General features: G+C 62.7%; 14 protein-coding genes and 1 tRNA gene. 2 read left to right on the top strand and 13 right to left on the bottom strand.

The window, feature by feature from the left end; genetic code table 11:
* Positions 1-11 precede the first annotated feature (11 nt).
* Positions 12-86, top strand: a tRNA-Gln gene (locus tag MMG94_RS15460).
* A gap of 118 nt (positions 87-204) precedes the next feature.
* Here MMG94_RS15460 and MMG94_RS15455 read toward each other — a convergent pair.
* From MMG94_RS15455 to MMG94_RS15405, 11 genes are all read right to left on the bottom strand, one after another.
* Positions 205-2,901 (bottom strand): nitrate reductase, encoded by a 2,697-nt coding sequence (locus MMG94_RS15455; protein WP_016919675.1) that lies wholly within the window; start codon positions 2,899-2,901, stop codon positions 205-207.
* Positions 2,901-4,484, bottom strand: a complete 1,584-nt coding sequence (locus MMG94_RS15450; RefSeq protein WP_016919674.1) for a sulfite reductase subunit alpha — start codon at positions 4,482-4,484, stop codon at positions 2,901-2,903. The genes MMG94_RS15455 and MMG94_RS15450 overlap by 1 nt, the downstream gene beginning before the upstream one ends.
* Positions 4,481-6,229 carry a NirA family protein gene (locus MMG94_RS15445; protein ID WP_016919673.1) on the bottom strand — a complete coding sequence of 583 codons (1,749 nt, stop codon included), beginning with the start codon at positions 6,227-6,229 and terminating at the stop codon, positions 4,481-4,483. The genes MMG94_RS15450 and MMG94_RS15445 overlap by 4 nt, the downstream gene beginning before the upstream one ends.
* A 1-nt stretch (position 6,230) precedes the next feature.
* Positions 6,231-7,445 (bottom strand): NAD(P)/FAD-dependent oxidoreductase, encoded by a 1,215-nt coding sequence (locus MMG94_RS15440; protein WP_016919672.1) that lies wholly within the window; start codon positions 7,443-7,445, stop codon positions 6,231-6,233.
* 9 nt (positions 7,446-7,454) lie between these two features.
* Positions 7,455-8,249 carry an ABC transporter ATP-binding protein gene (locus MMG94_RS15435; RefSeq protein ID WP_016919671.1) on the bottom strand — a complete coding sequence of 265 codons (795 nt, stop codon included), beginning with the start codon at positions 8,247-8,249 and terminating at the stop codon, positions 7,455-7,457.
* A gap of 11 nt (positions 8,250-8,260) precedes the next feature.
* Entirely contained in the window at positions 8,261-9,151 is an 891-nt protein-coding gene (gene ntrB / locus MMG94_RS15430; RefSeq protein ID WP_016919670.1) for a nitrate ABC transporter permease, read from the bottom strand.
* A 14-nt stretch (positions 9,152-9,165) separates the two neighbouring features.
* Positions 9,166-10,470, bottom strand: a complete 1,305-nt coding sequence (locus MMG94_RS15425; protein WP_016919669.1) for a CmpA/NrtA family ABC transporter substrate-binding protein — start codon at positions 10,468-10,470, stop codon at positions 9,166-9,168.
* A 305-nt stretch (positions 10,471-10,775) separates the two neighbouring features.
* Positions 10,776-11,924, bottom strand: a complete 1,149-nt coding sequence (locus tag MMG94_RS15420) for a CmpA/NrtA family ABC transporter substrate-binding protein (RefSeq protein ID WP_016919668.1) — start codon at positions 11,922-11,924, stop codon at positions 10,776-10,778.
* Positions 11,921-12,493 (bottom strand): ANTAR domain-containing response regulator, encoded by a 573-nt coding sequence (locus MMG94_RS15415; RefSeq protein WP_016919667.1) that lies wholly within the window; start codon positions 12,491-12,493, stop codon positions 11,921-11,923. Before MMG94_RS15415 ends, MMG94_RS15420 begins: the two co-directional genes overlap by 4 nt.
* Positions 12,494-12,566: 73 nt before the next feature.
* The gene (locus MMG94_RS15410) at positions 12,567-12,770 is read right to left on the bottom strand and encodes a hypothetical protein (protein WP_016919666.1); all 204 of its coding nucleotides are present in this window, start codon (positions 12,768-12,770) and stop codon (positions 12,567-12,569) included.
* A gap of 56 nt (positions 12,771-12,826) precedes the next feature.
* Positions 12,827-13,852, bottom strand: coding sequence for an alpha-amylase (locus MMG94_RS15405; protein ID WP_244415303.1), 1,026 nt, complete (start codon positions 13,850-13,852; stop codon positions 12,827-12,829).
* Positions 13,853-13,986: 134 nt separating this feature from the next.
* On the opposite strand from MMG94_RS15405, the gene MMG94_RS15400 reads away from it, so the two are divergent.
* Entirely contained in the window at positions 13,987-14,226 is a 240-nt protein-coding gene (locus tag MMG94_RS15400) for a hypothetical protein (RefSeq protein WP_154419678.1), read from the top strand.
* 166 nt (positions 14,227-14,392) lie between these two features.
* On the opposite strand, the gene MMG94_RS15395 is transcribed toward MMG94_RS15400, so the two are convergent.
* Together MMG94_RS15395 and MMG94_RS15390 are read right to left on the bottom strand one after the other, a co-directional pair.
* The gene (locus tag MMG94_RS15395; RefSeq protein ID WP_016919663.1) at positions 14,393-17,608 is read right to left on the bottom strand and encodes an efflux RND transporter permease subunit; all 3,216 of its coding nucleotides are present in this window, start codon (positions 17,606-17,608) and stop codon (positions 14,393-14,395) included.
* Positions 17,605-18,777 (bottom strand): efflux RND transporter periplasmic adaptor subunit, encoded by a 1,173-nt coding sequence (locus MMG94_RS15390; RefSeq protein WP_016919662.1) that lies wholly within the window; start codon positions 18,775-18,777, stop codon positions 17,605-17,607. Before MMG94_RS15390 ends, MMG94_RS15395 begins: the two co-directional genes overlap by 4 nt.
* Between the last annotated feature and the right edge of the window lie 160 nt (positions 18,778-18,937).

The following is an 18,937-nucleotide window of genomic DNA, read 5'->3' as shown; positions in this document are numbered from 1 at the left end:
GCTTACCTTTTTGGGGCGTCGCCAAGTGGTAAGGCAGCGGATTTTGATTCCGCCATACGGAGGTTCGAATCCTCCCGCCCCAGCCAGCATTCGCAACTTGCTGATTTTGAAATTGGCGTGAGTTCCCGAGCCTTCGCTGGAAAACTCAGCAATTCTCTCGATGCGCCAGGCAAGGCGGTCGGCCGCGTCAGCCGCCTTCGCATCTCACTGCTGCGCCGAAGCGATAATTCGTGCGATCTCCGGCCGACAGGACCCGCAATTCGTGCCCGCCTTGGTCTTTGCGCCAATTTCGGCGGCCGATCGGCATCCGTCCTTCGCCGCCGCAGCGATGCGCGCCGCCCCGACGCCGAAGCAGGCGCACACGATTGCGCCTTGCGGATCGCCGGCGGCGCTTCCCGAAAGCAGCGCGAGGCGTTGCCGTCCTTCGATGCGCTCCTGCGCGAAAAGCGCGATCGCGGCGTCCCATGACTGCGGAGCGGATCCCGCATGAAGCGCGAACAGCGCTTTATTCCCGTTAAAGGCGGCGGCGCGGAACGAATTGCGCCGGAAATCGGAATAATGAACGGGATCGCGCTCCGCGTCGGGAAGAAGCAGGCCAAGCCATTCGTGCGACGCCCGATCGCTCGCCAGGCGATAGGCGTAGCCGCCCTCGATCGCGGCGCGGCTCCACCAGAAATCGGCATGCATGTCGATGGTCCGCCGGACGAGCAGGAAGCCCTCGCTGGCGAAGCGGCGCGGCGCCACGGCCGCGGGCGTCGCCTTCATTTCAGGCTGCCCGGAAACCGGATCGGCGAATGACGCCACAAGCGCGCCGACGCGCGCCTGCGCCGCCGTTTCATCCGTCCAATGAATGGGCGCGAAAATGTGCCCTTTCGGCTGACGGTCGGTTGCGACGACACGCAATACGCAAGCGCCGTGAACGGTGGTGACGCGCGCGAAGCCGCCATCCTCAATTCCGAAAGCGGCTGCGTCGTCCGGATTGATCTCCAAAAATGGTTCGGCGAGATGGCGCGCCAGACGCGGGCTTGCGCCCGTGCGCGTCATTGTGTGCCATTGGTCGCGAATGCGGCCGGTATTGAGGCGCAGCGGATAATCTGGCGAAATCGCCGTCGCGAGACTCGGCGCCCGAGGCGCGACGAAGGCGGCGCGGCCATTGGCCCGGAAGAATCCGCCTTCGCCGAAAAGCCGCTTCGTTCCGAAATTCGCATGCGCGCGATAAGGCCATTGCGTCGGCTCGAGCGCGTCATAATCCTTCTCGTCCAGCGTCGCGAGGCCGCCAATGTCGAAGTCGCGCCTTCCATCGTTTTCGAAGGCCGAAAGCGCCGCATGTTCGCGGAAGACGTCGGCGGCGGATTTGTAATCGAAACCGCTGAAGCCCATCGCCTTGGCGACCTCGCTGAAAATCCGCCAATCGGCGCGCGTTTCTCCGGGCGATGGCAGAAAAGCCCGCTGCCGCGAAATGCGACGTTCGGAATTGGTCACCGTGCCGTTTTTTTCGCCCCAGGCCTGGGCCGGCAGAAGGATATGGGCGCCGCTGTTGATCGTATCGTTGGAAAGGACATTGTCCGACACGACCAGGAGCTCCAGCCCGCCAATCGCCGCGCGGATCCTGTCCGCGTCGGGCATGGACGCGGCCGGATTGGTTCCGACGACCCACAGCGCCTTGATTTTGCCCGCGGCGACGGCACCGAACATATCGACCGCCTTAAGCCCTTCGCGCGGCGCCATGCGCGGAGCGCGCCAGAAACGCCGCAGACGCTCGACATTTTCGAACTCGAATCCCATATGCGCCGCGAGGCTGTTCGCGAGGCCGCCGACTTCGCGTCCGCCCATGGCGTTTGGCTGGCCGGTGAGGGAAAACGGCCCCGCGCCGATTTTTCCAATGCGCCCGGTCGCCAGATGACAATTTATGATGGCGTTGACCTTGTCGGCGCCTTGAGACGATTGATTCACGCCTTGAGAAAACAACGTCACCGTTCGCTCGGTGCGCGCGAACATATCGAAGAAGCGTTGAAGGTCGGTCTCGCCGACGCCGGTCAGAGCGGCTGTCTCCGATATTGTCGGCGCAAGGCGGATTGCGCTGGCGAGCGCGTCGTCGAACCCTTCCGTGCGCTCGCGAATGAAATCGCGGTCGCATATCCCCGCGCGGAAGAGATGAGCGAGCAGGCCGGAAAAGAGCGCCTGATCCGAACCCGGAACGAGTTGCAGGAAGAGATCGGCGCTCTCGGCGGTGGCGGTGCGCCGCGTATCGACGACGACGATGCGCGCGCCGCGCTTTTCCTTATTGCGAACGATGCGATTGAAGAGGATCGGATGGCACCAGGCCGCATTGGATCCGACGAGCACGGCAAGGTCGGTCTCGTCCAGATCTTCATAACAGCCGGGAACCGTATCGGAGCCGAAAGCGCGTTTTTGTCCAGCGACGGTCGAGGCCATGCACAGCCGCGAATTCGTATCGACATTCGCCGAGCCGATAAAGCCCTTCATCAGCTTGTTGCCGACGTAATAATCTTCCGTCAGCAATTGGCCGGAGAGATAAATCGCGACGGCGTCGGGACCATGACGCTCGATGATCTGCGCGAAACCCTTCGCGACGTCGGCGAGCGCGGCGTCCCAAGAGACGCGCGCAAAGCCTTGCGCCGCACGGCGCATCGGATAAAGCAGACGGCCGCGGAGCCCGACCGTCTCGCCCAGCGCGGAGCCCTTGGAGCACAGGCGGCCGAAATTGGAAGGGTGGTCGGGATCGCCCGAAACACGCGCGTCGTCGCCGTCTCGCGCGGCCAATACGCCGCAGCCGACGCCGCAATAGGGACAGGTCGTGCGCGTCGCGACCGGCGCCGAGTCTCGCCTTTCAGGCGCGCCGCAGACCGCCGCGGACGGTCTCGTCTCGGCGTCGAGCATCAATAAACGTCCTGCTGGTAGCGGCCGGATTTCTTAAGCGCCGCGACAAAAGCGATGGCTTCGTCGACGGACCGCGCACCATATTCCGCCACCACGTCGACCAGCGCGCGCTCCACATCCTTGGCCATGCGCTGCGCGTCGCCGCAAACATAGAAATGCGCGCCCTCGGCGAGCCAGGCCCATAATTCCCGACCCGACTGGCGCATGCGGTCCTGCACATAGAACTTCTCCTCGCCGTCGCGCGACCAGGCCAGCGACAGGCGCGTGAGGAGCCCCGTCGTCTTCATCGTCTCGAATTCCTCGGCGTAAAAGAAATCGCAGGCCGCGCGCTGATGGCCGAAGAACAACCAGTTCTTCCCTTTGGCCGCGGTCGCCGCGCGTTCCTGCAGAAAGGCGCGGAAAGGCGCGACGCCCGTGCCGGGACCCACCATGATGATCGGCGTCGATAGATTTTCCGGCAGGCCGAAGCCATGCGCCGGTTGCACATAGCTCGACAATGCGTCGCCCGGCGCGACGCGCTCGGCGAGGAAGGTGGAAGCGACCCCGAGACGCTTGCGCTTGCCGACGACGTAACGCACGGCGTCGACAGTGAGAGAAAGCCGCCCGGACGACGCCTTGGGAGAGGAGGAGATGGAATATAGCCGCGGCTGCAAAGGCTCGAGCGCTTCTACGAAAGCTTCCGGATGCGGGCGCGCATTCGGAAATTTCTGAAGCGCCGCGAGGGCGTCGAGCGTCGCGGCGTCGCCGTCGGGGTCCTGGCCCTGCGCGAGAAGCCGCGCCTTTTCGCGCTGCGCCCCGCCGGTCGTGAAGGAGATGAGTTCGAAAAGCGCGTCGGGCGCCGGCGAGAGCGATACGTCGCATTGCAGAACGTCGCGCAGCGCCTTGCCGCGCACAGGCGTCAGATGCGAAGCGCCGAGCATCGCGATGATCTGGTCGACGAGGCCGAGATCGTTCTTCGCAAAAATCCCGAAACTGTCGCCCGCTTTGTAATCGAGACCGCTCCCGGAAAGATCGAATTCGATATGCCAGGTCTCTTTGGCCGAACCCTCCTTGTTGAGGCGGCGACGCGAGAGAAAAACGACCGGCACCGGATTGTCGCGAGACGGATTCTGAGCGGACTGCGGCCTCGCCGGCGCGCTCGTTTTTGGCGCGTCCGCTGCGGAAGGCGCGTCCAACTCGGCCGCAAGCTGCTTCAGCATGCGGGCCGTCTCCTTGCCGCCGGGCGCGCAAAGATTGAGTCTTGCTTCTTTACCCGCTGCGAGCGCATCGGCGTATTTCTCGCAGTCAAATCCACACTGTCCGCAATCCTGCTGCGCCATGGCCGCCATCATGCGCCGGCGCAGCGGACGTCCTGCTGCGAGCGCCATCCTTTGGTCGAGAGCGATGGTCTGATCATGCCAGGGCGCTTCGCCGTCATCGTCCGCCCCCATAACGGCGGCGTTGGCCTGCGGCGAGAGCGGCGTCACGAGCGCATTGTCGGGCGCGACAAAGGCCGCGAAGAAGCCGTTCAACCATGCCCGCTGCTCCGGGGAGAATGGCGCGCTTTCGGGAATGAGGTTCTCTGGCGGAGCAATGTGATTCATCTGGAAATCTCCGCATCGGAAAGGCGCCGGATCGTCTCGGCGTCGTGCCGTCGCGCGAAGGCGACGAATGGCTCCGCGTCGTCGGATCTTGCGCGGCGATAGGCGCGCAGAATGCTCGCGACGCGTTCCGGCGCGTCCTCGGCTTTCACATTCTGGAAAATCTCGCGCGCAATGGCGGCGTCTTCCCCGAAGCCGCCGCCGGCGAGGATATGATAGCCCGCGACCGTGTCGCCTTCGTCATTGACCGGGACGCGCGCGCCGACCAGGCCGATGTCGCCAATATAATGCTGCGCGCAGGAGTGATGGCATCCCGTAAGATGAATGTTGATCGGCACATCTATCGGCGAAGCCGTCTCGCAGTGATCGGCGATCATCGCCGCGTCGCGCTTCGTATCCGCTGCGGCGAACCGGCAACCAAAGCTTCCCGTGCAGGCGACGAGCCCGGCGCGGATGGGGGACGCTTCGATCGAAAGTCCGAGCGCCGCGATCGCTTCGGCCGCGCGCGCAACGTCATCATCCTCGACGCCGGTGACGAGGATGTTCTGCCAGACGGTGAGACGCAAGCCGCCATCGCCGAGCGAATGCGCGATCTCGGCAAGCCCCCGGGTTTGCGCGGGCGTCAGTCGTCCCAGCGGGAGAGCGACGCCGATCCAGTTGAGCCCGGCCTGCTTTTGCCGATGCGCGCCGATATGCGCCTGCCGATCCTGACGCGGCCGCATCGCAACGGCGCCGTCGGGCGCGCGCAAGAGAGGACGGCCAAGCTTCTCCTCCACAGCCGCCAGAAATTTTTCGAATCCCCAGGCGTCGAGCACATATTTCAGCCGGGCTTTCGCGCGGCTGGTGCGATCCCCGTTCTCGATGAAGACGCGCAGAATCTTATCCGCGACATCGACCGCCTCCTCCGGGCGCACCAAAACGCCCGTGTCGCGCGCAAAGTCCTTGTGCCCGGTAATGCCGCCGAGCGTCAGACGGAAGTAGACGCCGGCCGCGACGCCCCGCCCTTCCTGAGCCTCCACCGCCTGGAAGCCGATATCGTTGGTGTCCTCCAAGGCGCCGATGCGGCCGGCGCCGTCGAAAGCGACGTTGAATTTGCGCGGCAGGCCGTAGAGCGACCGGTCGTTCAAAATATGATGGTGCATCGCGCGCGCATAGGGGCGCGTGTCGATCAATTCCTGAGGGTCGACGCCTGCCGTCGGCGTGCCCGTAATGTTGCGGATATTGTCGGCGCCCGAGCCCTTGCTCCAAAGCCCGAGGTCCTGAACCGCTTCCACAATATTCGCCGCGTTTCCGGGCTCGATTTCGCGAATCTGAATATTGGCCCGTGTCGTCACATGCAGATAGCCGCCGCCCATCCGCTCCGCGAGATCGGCGAGGCCCGCAAACTGCCAGTGAGTCAGAACGCCATTGGGAATGCGCAGGCGCAACATGTAAGCCGATTGCGCGGGAGCGACATAAAAGAGCCCGTAATAGCGCCAGCGAAAATTGTCCGCCGGCTTCGGCGGCGCATTCTCTTTCGCCTGCGCGACGAGACGCGGATAGGCGTCGAACGGATGCTCCTCCTGTTTCCATTTTTCCTGATCGGTCAGCTTGCCCCCGGCTGCGACGACGCGTTTTTGCGCGTCGAAATGCGCCTGGTCCGGCCCCCCGACTGTCTGAACCGGAGCCGTCGCGGCGCCCCGCGCCGAGAGGCCGGCGGCGAAGCCTTCAAGATAGCGCTTCTGGTCGAGCGTGAAATCAGCCGACATGTCAGGCCGCCTCTTTCAATTGCGGAGCCTCGAACATGAGGTCGTCGCGTATCGCGGCGACGCTGTCGCCGGAGCGGATGAGGTCCAGATAGGCGAGCGCGCCGCTGGCGTCGCCGATGAGAATCGCGCCCTTGAGCCGGTCATCCGCTATGACGAGCTTGCGATAAACGCCGAGGCGCGCATCCTTGCATATGATCTCGGAGTCGCCCTCAGCCGCGATGAAGTCGCCCGCGGAGAAAACGCGCACGCCGGAAACCTTGAGATTGGTCGCAACGACGCTTCCGGGATACGCGGCGTCGCGGCCCGCGAGACGAGCGGCCAGAACGCGCGCATGCTCATAGGCGGGCTCGACAAGTCCATAACATTGGCCCCGATGCTCCGCGCATTCGCCGATCGCGAAAATATCCGCGTGGCTGGCGGCGAGGCCGTCATCCACGCGGACGCCTCTATTGACGGAGAGGCCCGTCGCTCTGGCGAGTTCGACATTGGGCCGCACCCCGACCGCGAAGACGACGGCGTCCACGGCGATTGAGCGGCCATCCTCGAATTCCACCCGCTCGACGGCGTTTTCGCCGCAAATACGCGAAGCATTTGCGCGAAGCATCGCCTCAACGCCTTTTTCCTCGATCATACGCTGAAGGAGCGCGGCGCCGGCATGATCGAGCTGGCGCTCCATCAGTCGATCCATCACATGGGCGAGCGTTACACGCGCGCCGCGCTTGACGAGGCCATAGGCCGCCTCGAGACCGAGCAATCCGCCGCCGATCACGAGCACGCGGGCGCCGCCGGACCCAAGACGAGAGAGCGCCTCGACATCGCTCATGTCGCGAAACGTATGGACGCCGGGAAGATCGGAGCCCGGAATCGGCAGACGCATGGCGTAAGATCCCGTCGCCAGCACGAGTTTCGAATAAGACGCCTGCGCGCCATCGTCGAGGAAGACGCGGCGCGAGTCCGTGTCGATACGGGCGACGCGTTTTCCCGTGATCGTCTCCACGCCATTCGCCCGCCACCATTCGCGCGGCTTGAGGGCGATGTCGTCAAGCGCGACCTCGCCGGTCAGCGCCGAGGAAAGCAGCACGCGATTATAAGGGAAACGCGGTTCTTCGCCGATGAGCTGGATCGCGTAACGGTCCGGCGCGGTCGCGACAAGCTCTTCGACGAGGCGCGTCGCCGCCATGCCGGCGCCGACGATAAGGAGTTTTTCTTTCTCCATCGACCGCCCTCACGCTGCTTCGACGTAACGATGGCGCTCATAAAGGAATTGCAGCACGCGCTGACGGCATTCCAGATATATGGGGTCCGCCGCGAGCGCGATGCGATCGCGCGGACGGCGCAGCGGCACGTCGAGCACCTCGCCGATCGTCGCTTTCGGGCCGTTCGTCATCATCACGATCCGATCGGAGAGCAGCACGGCCTCATCGACGTCATGCGTGATCATCATGACCGTGTTGCCGAGCCGCTCCTGGAGCTTCATGACCTGATCCTGAAGATGCGCGCGCGTGAGGGCGTCGAGCGCGCCGAAGGGCTCGTCGAGGAGGAGAAGCTTGGGCTGCATGGCCAGCGCCCGCGCGATGCCGATGCGCTGTTTCATGCCGCCGGAGATTTCACCGGGCCTTTTGTCTTTCGCATGCGTCATCTGGACGAGGTCCAGATTGTGCATCGTCCACTCATGGCGTTTGGCGCGCGTCGTCGTCTTGCCGAAGACCTTGTCGACGGCGAGACGAACATTGTCATAGGCGGAGAGCCAGGGCAGCAGGGAGTGGTTCTGGAAGACGACCGCGCGGTCCGGGCCGGGCGCGTTCACTTCCCTGTCCTCGAGCAAAACGCCGCCGCTCGTTGCATTGGTAAGGCCGGCGACGATGTTGAGGAGCGTGGACTTGCCACAACCGGAATGGCCGATGATCGAGACGAACTGCCCCTTCTCGACCTTGAGACAGACATTGTCGAGCACTTTGGTCGCGATGGCGCCGCGGCTGAAGACCTTGTCGACGTTTTCGATGCTGAGATAGCTGCTCATTCGTCTTCTCCTCAATTCGCCTGCGCGCCGCGCGTCGCGAGATTCCCGATGAATGCGACGAAGCGGTCGAGAATGAAGCCGGTAAGGCCGATATAGATCAGCGCGACGAAGATGTCGGGCAGACGCGACGAGTTCCAGGCGTCCCAGATGAAGAAGCCGACGCCGACGCCGCCGGTGAGCATCTCCGCCGCGACGATCGCAAGCCAGGAGAGGCCGACGCCGATGCGCAGGCCGGTGAAGATGTACGGCGCGGCGGAGGGGATCATGATCTTCCAGAAGAACTCGATCGGGTTCAACTGAAGCACCGCGGCGACGTTTCGGTAGTCCTGCGGGATGTTGCGAATGCCGACGGCCGTGTTGATGATGATCGGCCAGATCGAGGTGATGAAGATCACGAAGATCGCGGAGGGCTGGCTGTCGCGGAAAGCGGCGAGCGAGATCGGAAGCCAGGCGAGCGGCGGCACGGTGCGCAACACCTGGAAAATCGGATCGAGTCCGCGCGTCGCCCATTTCGACTGGCCGATAAAGGCGCCGAGCAGAATGCCGGCGACGCTCGCAAGGCCGAAGCCGACCCCGACGCGCTTCAGCGAGGTGAGCACGCGCCAGCCAAGGCCCATATCCTGCGATCCCGCTTCGTAGAAGGGATGCATGATCAGCTCATTCGCCTCGCTCCAGATTCGCATCGGCGAAGGGAGCGCCGATGTCGGGCTGGCGCAGAGCAACTGCCACGCGAACAGCATGAGAGCGAGCGTGACGAGCGGCGGAATCGCGCCCGCGAAAAAGGCCTGGATATTCGCTTTGTATTTGATCAGCAGAGGCGTGCGCCGGCGGCGATAGGCCTCTTCGATTTCCTCGTCGTAAAAGGCGACCGAAGGATCATTGTTGGCGAGCGGCATGGTCATCTTCTCTCGTCCTCTCAGACTTCGGCGCGCTTGATGGATTGGCTTTTGAGATAATCGAGCGGCTTCTCCGGATCGAAAATCTTGCCGTCGAAGAAGGTCTCCTTGCCGCGCGACGTCGAGCCGGGAATCTCCTTGGCCGAAACGCCCGCGACTTTCGCCGCATCGCGCCAAATGTCTTCGCGATTGACCTTGTCGACGAGCATCCTGATGTCCGTCTTCGCATCAAGCTTGTTCCAGCGCATATCCTCCGTGACGAACCAGGCGTCGTGGCTCTTGAACGGATAGGAGGCGTTGTCGCGCCAGAATTTCATCCCGAACTTCGTCCCCTTGGCGGCGCGGCCGTTGCCGTAGTTGATGTCGCCCTTCAGTCGGCCGACAATGTCGGTCACCGGCACGTTGAACCATTGGCGGCGCCCGACGATCTCGGCGAGCTCCATCTTGTTTTCCGGCTTGTCGCACCATTGCTGCGCTTCGATCACCGCGGCGACGATGGCCTTCGCCGCCCTGGGATTTTTGTCGACCCACTCGGCGCGCATGCCCAGGGATTTCTCAGGATGCCTGAACCAGACTTCCCCCGTCGTGCAGGCGGTGTAGCCAATGCCCTGATTGACGAGCTGTTCATTCCATGGCTCGCCGACGCAGAAGGCGTCCATGTTTCCGACCTTCATATTCGCGACCATTTGCGGCGGCGGAACTACGATGGTCGAAACATCCTTGTCGGGATCAATGCCGGCGGCGGCCAGCCAATAACGCATCCAAAGATCATGCGTGCCGCCGGGAAAGGTGACGGCGACCTTGACGTCCTTGCCCTCCGCCTTCTTCTTCGCGAAAGCGGCCTTGAGGGCGTCGGCCTTCACGCCGGCCTTGAGATCTTTGTATTCGTTGGAAACCGAGATGCCCTGGCAATCGAGATTGAGGCGGGCCAGGACATACATGGGAGTCGGCGCATTGTTTTGCGTCACCTTGCCCGTTGAAATGAGATAAGGCATCGGCGTCAGTATGTGCGCGCCGTCAATGCCGTTATTGGCGCCGCCGAGCACCGTATTGTCGCGCAAGGCGCCCCAGGAGGCCTGTTTGACGACCTCGACGTCGGGTACGCCGTATTTCGCGAAGAGACCCTTTTCCTTTGCAATGATGAGCGGCGCGGCATCGGTAAGCGCGATATAGCCGAGGACCGCCTTGGCGGTTTCCGGTCCCGCGCCTTCGGCGAAGACGCCTCGAGGCATTCCCAAAGCGAATGCAGCCGCAGCGCCCTTCAGCAGGCTCCGGCGATCTGGACGCATCGCTTCGGGATTGAATTTGCCGGACGTGTTCGACATCGCGTTCCTCTTTCATCGGCCTCGCGGCCAGAGCCGGAGACAAAAAAAGCCGCTGCCCGAAATCGTCCGTGGCGGACGGTTCGGAACAGCGGCGTTGCTGCATGGGTCCTGCGCTGGACCCCGCGCCGGGAGAAGGCGCTTTCGATTTCAACGGAGCAAGCGGGGCGCCAGAGCCTCGCCACGGGATCAAAGCCTCGGAAAATCAGCGCTTGAAGCGGCTCTCCGGCGTTTCGGGTTCTTGGCGTGGCGCCGCGCTCTTAGGCGTCGGGCGCCGCGTCTTTAAGCCGGGCGCGCGAAAAATGGCGTCACGGCAGCGCGCAAATCGAGAAGCTGTCGAGATAAGCGTCCATATCCCGCGCGTCGAACGTCGCGCCTGAAAAAGCGGCGACGGGAGCCGCCTTGCCGGCGGAGGAGCCGGTTGCGGCGTCGAAAAAGGCGGGGTCGAATACCTCCCGCCCAACGCGCAGCGCTTCCGCCGAACGGTCCGCCTGTCCCCATCGGAGCATTTGCGCATAGAGCCATGCCGCCTGATCGCCGTCGGGCCTTCCGGACATGCGGTCGCCAAAGATCAGATAGTTGGCGTTATCTTCCGCGCTGCCGGCGAGACGCCCGGCCAGAGTGCGGCGGAGCGACTCGATATCGGCGCCGACCCGGTCGGGCCGGGCGAGAAGCGCCGCGACTTCCTCACGGTTTTCATGCGCGCGGATATAGTCGCTCGCTTTGAGGCAGGCGCGGATCAACGAAACGACGAGCGCGGGCTCGCCATCCGCGAACTGCTTCCGGATCGCCAATGTTTTTTCGGGCGCGGGATGAAAAATCGCGGCGCCGGGATGCAGGATCACGCCAACGCCCATTGCCTGTGCGACGGCGTTCCACGGCGCGCCGACGCAAAATCCGTCGACATGTCCTTTCGCGAGATTATCGACCATATAAGGCGGCGGCAGAACGACGAGGCGGAGGTCTCTGTCGGGATCGACGCCGCCTTCGGCCATCCAGTAACGAAGCTGATAATTATGCGTCGAAAAGGGAAAGGTCATGCCGAAAGTGAGCGGTTCCGCATTGCGCTTTTCCCGAGCGGCGACCACCGCCTTCAACGCGCACGCGCTGACCAACGGATCGCTCAGATCGCCCTCGGCCGCTGCGGCAAGACCGGCGTAAAGATCCGGCGACAGGGTGATGGCGTTGCCGTTCATCGCCAAATTCATCGCGGCGACTACCGGCGCGCGCACATGATTCAAGCCCAAGGTCGAGGCGACGGCCATGGGCGCCAGAAGATGCGCCGCGTCGTAATGCCCGATGGCGAGCCGGTCGCGTATGTTCGACCACGAGACCTCGCGCACGAGCTCGATTTCAAGGCCCTCCTGCGCCGCGAAGCCCTTGTCGACGGCGACGAAAAGGCTGGCCGCGTCGGCGAGCGGAATGAAGCCGATCTTGATCCTTCGCGCCGCGTTCATTTCAAAAGCTCCGACGCCGTAATGATGGACTGCGCAATTTCCACAATCTTCTTGCTCTCGCGCATGGCCACGCCCCGCATCAATTTATAGGCCTCCTCTTCAGAAAGTTTCTTGGCCTTCATCAATATGCCTTTCGCGCGATCGATCGTCTTGCGCTCCTCGAGGTCCGAACGCGCGCGCTCCAGTTCGCTTTGCAGCTTGGCGAAGGCGTTGAAGCGCGACACGCAAAGATCGAGGATCGATTTGATCCGCTCCTTCTTCAATCCGTCCACGATGTAAGCTGAAACGCCGGCGTCGACCGAGGCCTGTATGGAGGCCGCGTCGGATTGATCGACGAACATGGCGACCGGCCGGCGGACGGCGCGACTCACCTGAAACATCTGTTCGAGTTCGTCGCGCGAAGGGTTTTCGAGGTCGATGAGAATGACGTCCGGATCGATCGCATAGACGCGCTTCAGCAAATTGTGCCGCGCGGCGATGCGTTCGACGTCGGTGAAGCCAGATTCGCGCAATCCTTCTTCAAGGATTGCGGCGCGGATCGGACTTTCGTCGACGATGACAATTTTCACGGGCGGAGCGCGGCGTAGAGGTGGGAGCTTCGAGCTTTGATTTTTCTGGCGGAAAGCGATTCCCGGCGTCTTCTCAATTGTGCAGCGCGTCCAACAGCGCGTCAACGATTTTGACGATCGCCAAATTGGCCAGAGTGACCGCAAGAAGAATGCAGGGCGTCTCGACGCATGCCCAGAACCGGGCGAAGCTCGCCAAAATCCAGGGATGCGGACGACAGGTCGATCGACCGCGATATGGCGTTGCGCCAAAGCGGCGCCGTGCGCTGTCGATCGACATTGCGAACGTCCCTGGTTTGTCGACGAGGAGTTGCGGCGCGCCGAATGGCTCAGGCGCTAGATTTTCACTTTGATCTGCATGTTCGCCTGCCAGTTTTTCATGATTTGCGGTCCGTTGAGGTTCTGGTAAATGGGCAAGCCCGCTTCGACGCCGAACGACCAATTGTCGTAGCCGACGAATTTGCCGCTGACCGTTCCGCCGCCGAAAAGCTCGATGCGCTGACCGCCGTAAAAGAGCGGATTCGTAGGCACGGCCGCACCGCGGATCTCCGGGTCCCAGCCGCGGATCTGTCCTTGCAGCGACGCGCTCGCGCGCAAAGTCGTCGTGAATCCCGGCGTCCAGCTATAACCGCCCCAGCCGTTCAATTCATGCAGATCGCCCCAGAGATAGCCCTGAGGGTTCGGCCCGAGGGGAAAGCGCCCGCGATAGGACGCGCCCCAGGACCATGGGCCGAGATAGCCCGCATAGACGACGCCCGGCATGATGTCGAACGTGCCCGTCCCAATCTGCATGCCGTAGAAGCCGCGAACGTTCTGCACCGTACCGTTCGGCAGAATGAAGTTGTTGAAGGTGGCCGTGTTCGTTCCTGTCGGGAAGGAGAAGCCGAGAGAGACTTGAACGCGGTTAACGTCGTCCTGATAGACGCGATAGACGCCGGACAGGGCGAAATCGGAGATGCTCGCGGTCGTCGGGTAGTTTCGCGCCAGCGGCATGACGCCTCTCGCGCCGGCGAATACGAGAGTGTCGAGGCTTTTCTCGACCATCCCGGCGTTGAGAACGACGTTGAAATCCTTTGTCACGCCGTAGCTGAGACCGAGAATCTGCGTTCGGAAGGCGATGTTCTGAGGAACGATGCGAACGGGCTGCGTCGGATTGAGGAAAAAGGGGACGGTCGAGACGATATATTCGTTCGACACGTTCCGCGTTCCCATCTTAATCCCGGAGAGATTGCCGATGCTGGGCGTGAGGGAGACGACCAGCTTGCCGGCCGCCGGCATGTCGACTCCGAAGAGGCCGATCGGACCCGGAGGCGGAGCCGGCGGCGCGGCTGGCGCGGGAACCGGAGCCGCGGGTTTTTTCAATTCAGCGGCGTGCGCGCCGAGAGCGAAAAGAGTAAGCGCTGCGCCTGCAATGGGGCGTCGCGCAAAAATTCGCGCATGCAAGAAATGGCGTCCCTTTTTCATCGTCAGCCTGCCGGTTCGTCGAACGCCTCCGTTTGGGCGAAGGCGTCGAGCACAAAAAAAAGCCGCTGTCCGAAAAGCTGTCGCCTATTGGCGACCATGCTTTCGGAACAGCGGCGTTGCTGATTGTGACCCGCCTTTGGGTCTTTCCACATTGTGGAGATGCGACGAAAGCAGCAAATCTTGAGCCAAGAACGAGCTTGCGTCGTTTTTCCTTAGATATTCAGGCGTCCCGCAACCAAACCGGCAGGCGCGCCCGCGCGAAAGGCGCCTAACTCTTGGCGGCGACCAGACGAAAAATCAGGCAAGTTGGCGCTGCTTTGTTACCTGCACAGCTTTGATGCAGACGGCTGGGCTGGCAGGAGCGACGCTCTCTCATGGAGGGGCTGAACCCCGATGCGAGCTTTATGCGCGACGAAAGCCGACACGCGATATGCGACTTTATAATGGTCTCGTCGGCGGCGATTCGCCGAGCGGCGGAAGGTCGCGAGCATGAGGAGGCGCCTGCCGCGGCCGCTCGCGATCGTCACGTTCCTTCTCGAGATCCGTCGGCGCGGCCTTCTCGTTTGACGGGCTGATCGTGCGAGCGTCTTGCGCCGCCGTCGCCCAGCTCCTGAGCCTCTCCATGTAAAGATATGTAACGGGCGTCGTGAAAAGCGTCAGAACCTGGGAAACGAGCAGGCCTCCCACGACGGCGACGCCCAAAGGCTGGCGCAAATCCGCGCCGGCGCCGACTCCGATAGCGATCGGCAGCGTGACGAACACGGCCGCCATCGTCGTCATCAAGATCGGCCGGAATCTCAAAACCGCCGCTTCCTCGATCGCATCTTGAGGCGACATCCCTGCGCGCACGCGCTCCACCGCAAAATCGACGAGCATGATGCCGTTCTTCTTGACGATGCCGATCAGCATCAGCAAGCCGATGATCGCAATCATCGTGAGGTCGAAACCAAATCCCCAGAGGAAAGCCAGAGCGCCGACGCTCGCGGACGGCAACGTCAGCAAAATCGTTATCGGGTGAATGAAACTTTCATACAACATGCCGAGGACGATGTAGACGGCGAAGAGCGCCGCCGCGATGAGCATGGGCTGAGTGGAGAGGGAAACCTGGAACTCATGCGCGGCCCCCTGGAATGAACCCCGCAACGATTCCGGCTTGCCCAGTGCGGCGACAGCGGCGTCCACAGAGCGAACCGCCTCACCAAGCGAAACGTCCGGCGCCAGATTGAAGGACATGGTGACGGCGGGAAGCTGGCCCTGGTGATTGACGGTGATCGGCGCCTGCCTGCGTTCGAGCGTCGCGAATTGGCTGACGGGCACGAGCTTGCCGCCGGCGGCCCGGACATAGATGCGCGACAAGGCGCCGACATCGGTCTGATATTGGGACGCGACTTCCAGCACCACATGAAATGTGTCCGTCGCGCCGTAGAGCTGCGTCACATAGGGCTGCCCGAAAGCATTGTAGAGGGTCTGCTGGATTCCGGTCACATTGACGCCGAGCCGAGCCGCCGCGTCTCTGTCGATATTGATCATGAGCTGCTGGCCGCCGGTCTGTTGATCGCTCGTGAGATCGCGCAGCATGGGGAGCGAATTCAGCGCGCTCAGGATCTTCGGAGCCCAGGCGTTCAATTCGGCGAGGTCCGCATCCTGCAACGTGAACTGATATTGGGTGGCCTCCAGACGCGCGCCGATCTGGATGTTCTGAATGGATTGAAGAAAGGTCGAGATTCCCGGGATCGCGTTCACTCTCGGACGAAGCCGGCGGATGATCTCGTCCGCTTTCGCGCTGCGATCCGAAAGCGGCTTCAATTGGATGAAGAAGCGTCCCGTATTGAATCCGGCGCCGCCGGCGCCGCCGACGAAGGAGCCGAAGGCGTCCACGTCGGGATCCTGTGCGATCACCTCTCCCACGGCGCCTTGGCGTTCGGTCATGGCTTCGAAGGAGACGTCCTGATCCGCCTTCGTAAATCCGAACAGCAGGCCAGTGTCCTCCTGCGGGAAAAAGCCCTTGGGCATGGCGTAGAACATCCACCCGGACAGCGCGACAAGAGAGAGATTGAGCGCAAAGACAGGGCGCTGGTGACGCAGCGAGAATTCGAGGCCCCGGCGATAGGCCGACACAAGGCCTTCGAATGCGCGTTCGCTGAGCGCATATAAACGTCCGTGATGCGCCGTCTTCGGATCGCTCAATATGAGGGACGACATCATGGGGGAAAGCGTAAGCGCGATAAAGGCTGAAATGCCGACGGCGACGCTGACGACGACTCCGAATTCGCGGAACAGTCTGCCCACGATTCCGCTCATGAACAGGATGGGGATGAAGACGGCGATCAGCGAGATGGTGATCGAGACGATCGTGAAGCCCATTTCCTGCGCGCCCTTGAGCGCGGCGTCGAGACGCGTCTCTCCCTGTTCCAGATAGCGATAGACGTTTTCGACCATGACGATCGCGTCGTCGACGACAAGACCCACGGCCAGGGTGAGACCCATGAGGGAAAGATTGTCCAGCGTGTAGCCCAGCATATACATGACGCCGAAGGCGCCGACGAGAGAGAGCGGCACGGTGACGCTCGGGATGGAGGTCGCGGCGGCGTTTCGAAGAAATACGAAGATGACGGCGATGACGAGTCCGATCGCCGCGACGAGCGTGTATTCGACGTCGCGGAAGCTCTCGCGGATCGACAGCGTACGATCGCTGATGACGGAGAGATTCACGGATCTGGGAATGCCTGCCTGCAATTCGGGCAGCGACGCCTTTATGCGGTCGACGAGATCGATCGTATTCGCGCCCGGCTCGCGCCAGATGCCGACCATTTCTCCTCTCCGGGTTCCCACCCAACTCGCCTGGAGCGCGCTTTCGGGACCGATCACGATGGTTGCGACGTCGCTCAACCGCACCGGCGCGCCGTTGCGATAAGCGACCACGACTTTTCCAAGATCCGCCGGCGAAAAGAGCTGTCCATTGGTGCCGATGGCGAAGGATTGCTGCGGCCCCTGCAGCGTCCCGACCGGCAACTGGGCGGAGCTGCCCGAAATAGCGCTTGCGATCTCGTCGAGTCCGATGCCGCGCGCCGCCAGAGCGGCGGGGTTCACCCTGATGGTGGGCGCGAATTTCTGCTGCCCGAAAATCAACGCCTGCCCGACGCCGGACATTGTAGAGACGCGCCTGACGACGCCGAGATCGGCATATTGGTCGACCTGGGTGAGCGGCTCCACCTCGGAAGTGAGCCCGAAAATGATCACCGGCCGATCGGCCGGATTGACTTTGCGGTAAGTCGGCGGCGTCGGAAGGTTGCGCGGAAGATAGCCTTGCGCGGCGTTGATCGCCGCCTGAACGTCGCTCGCAGCGCCGTCAATGTTCCTCGAAAGATCGAATTGCAGCGTGATCTGAGTGAAGCCGAGCGAGCTTGTCGACGTCAGTTCATTGACGCCCGGAACGGACGCGAACTGGCGTTCGAGCGGTTGCGCGACGGAGGAGGCCATGGTTTCAGGATCCGCGCCGGGCAGGTTCGCCGTAACGGAAAGCGTCGGGAACTCGACCTCCGGCATGGCGGCGACCGGCAGCAGAAAATATCCGACCGCGCCGGCCGCGAGCAGGGCCAGCATCAAAAGGAAGGTGGCGACCGGCCGGTGAATGAAAGGCGCGGAGAGATTCATCGCCGACTCTTGTCGGAGAGCTGCGGCGGATTTTGCGCCACCGCTTCGCCGGAAATCTGCGTCACCGTGACTTTCGCGTCGGGCGCGAGGTTGAGCTGGCCCGCGACGACGACGCGCTCCCCAGCTTGCACGCCGGACCGCAGGGCGGACTGGTTATGCTCGGTCTGGGCCACGACGACCCGCCGAACCTCCACCGTGTCGTTGAAGCGAACGACATAGACGAAAGGGCCTTGCGGACCCGTCTGCACGGCGACGCTGGGAACGACCACGGCGTTCGGCTCCGTCTCGACGACGAGATGCGCATTCACGAACTGCCCCGGCCACAATGACAGGTTCGAATTCGAAAACGTCGCTTTAAGCTTCACTGTTCCTGTCGACTGATCGACCTGATTGTCGATCAGCTCGAGAACGCCTGTGGAGATTTGCCTTTCGTCCGTCGAATTGAAAGCGATGACCGGGAGTTTACGCAGCTGCATCGCTTCTCTGATCCGGTGGATATCCGCTTCCGGCAAAGTGAAGACGACATAGATCGGTTGAAGCTGCGTCACGACGACGAGCGTCTGAGCGTTCGGCTGAATCAGATTGCCGATATCCACCTGACGTATGCCGACAACGCCGTCGATCGGCGATGCGATCGAGCAATATTCGACATTCAGCCGCGCCGCGTCCACGGCGGCCTTGTCGACATCGACGGTCGCCTGGCCGGCGCTGACCGTCGCCTGCTGATTGGCGAATTGCTGCTTCGAAATGAAAGCGCCGCGGACAAGCTTCGCGTAGCGATCGAGATCGGCGCGGGCGTTCGCCAGATTGGCTTCGTCTCGCGCGAGCGTCGCATTGGCCTGAGCGAGCGCGGCCTGATACGGCCGAGGGTCCAATTGCACCAGGAGATCCCCGGCGCGAACGGATTGGCCCTCGCGGAAATTGACCTTGACGATATTCCCCACGACTCGGCTCTTGACGTCGACAGTGGCGTAAGCCGTCACGGAGCCAAGGCCGCGCAAGATGATCGGCACCTCCCGCGTCTGCGCGATCGCGACCGCGACCGGAACGGCGGGCGGAACCGCGGGAGCCGTCGTCGCCGGGCGCTGACGGATCGACCAGGCGTAGACGCCCGCGCACGCCATCGCCAGCAGGACGCCCCAAAACGCGAATCTTCGGCCGATCGCCATGATTTTTGTTCGTCCAAAAGAGGCTATCTATCTGGGGCGCCGCGGCATGAACTGAAGGGCGCGCGGCGGAACAATCGGCGGGCATTCCGTTTCATTGAATTGCGGCAAGGTGGAACGAGCGGTCGGAGCCCCGGTTATGCGATGAAGCGGCGCGCATTGG

This window comes from Methylocystis parvus OBBP, assembly GCF_027571405.1.
GTDB lineage: Bacteria > Pseudomonadota > Alphaproteobacteria > Rhizobiales > Beijerinckiaceae > Methylocystis > Methylocystis parva.
Note: the sequence above shows the minus strand (reverse complement) of the source record. Positions and strands in the feature narration are given on the sequence as shown.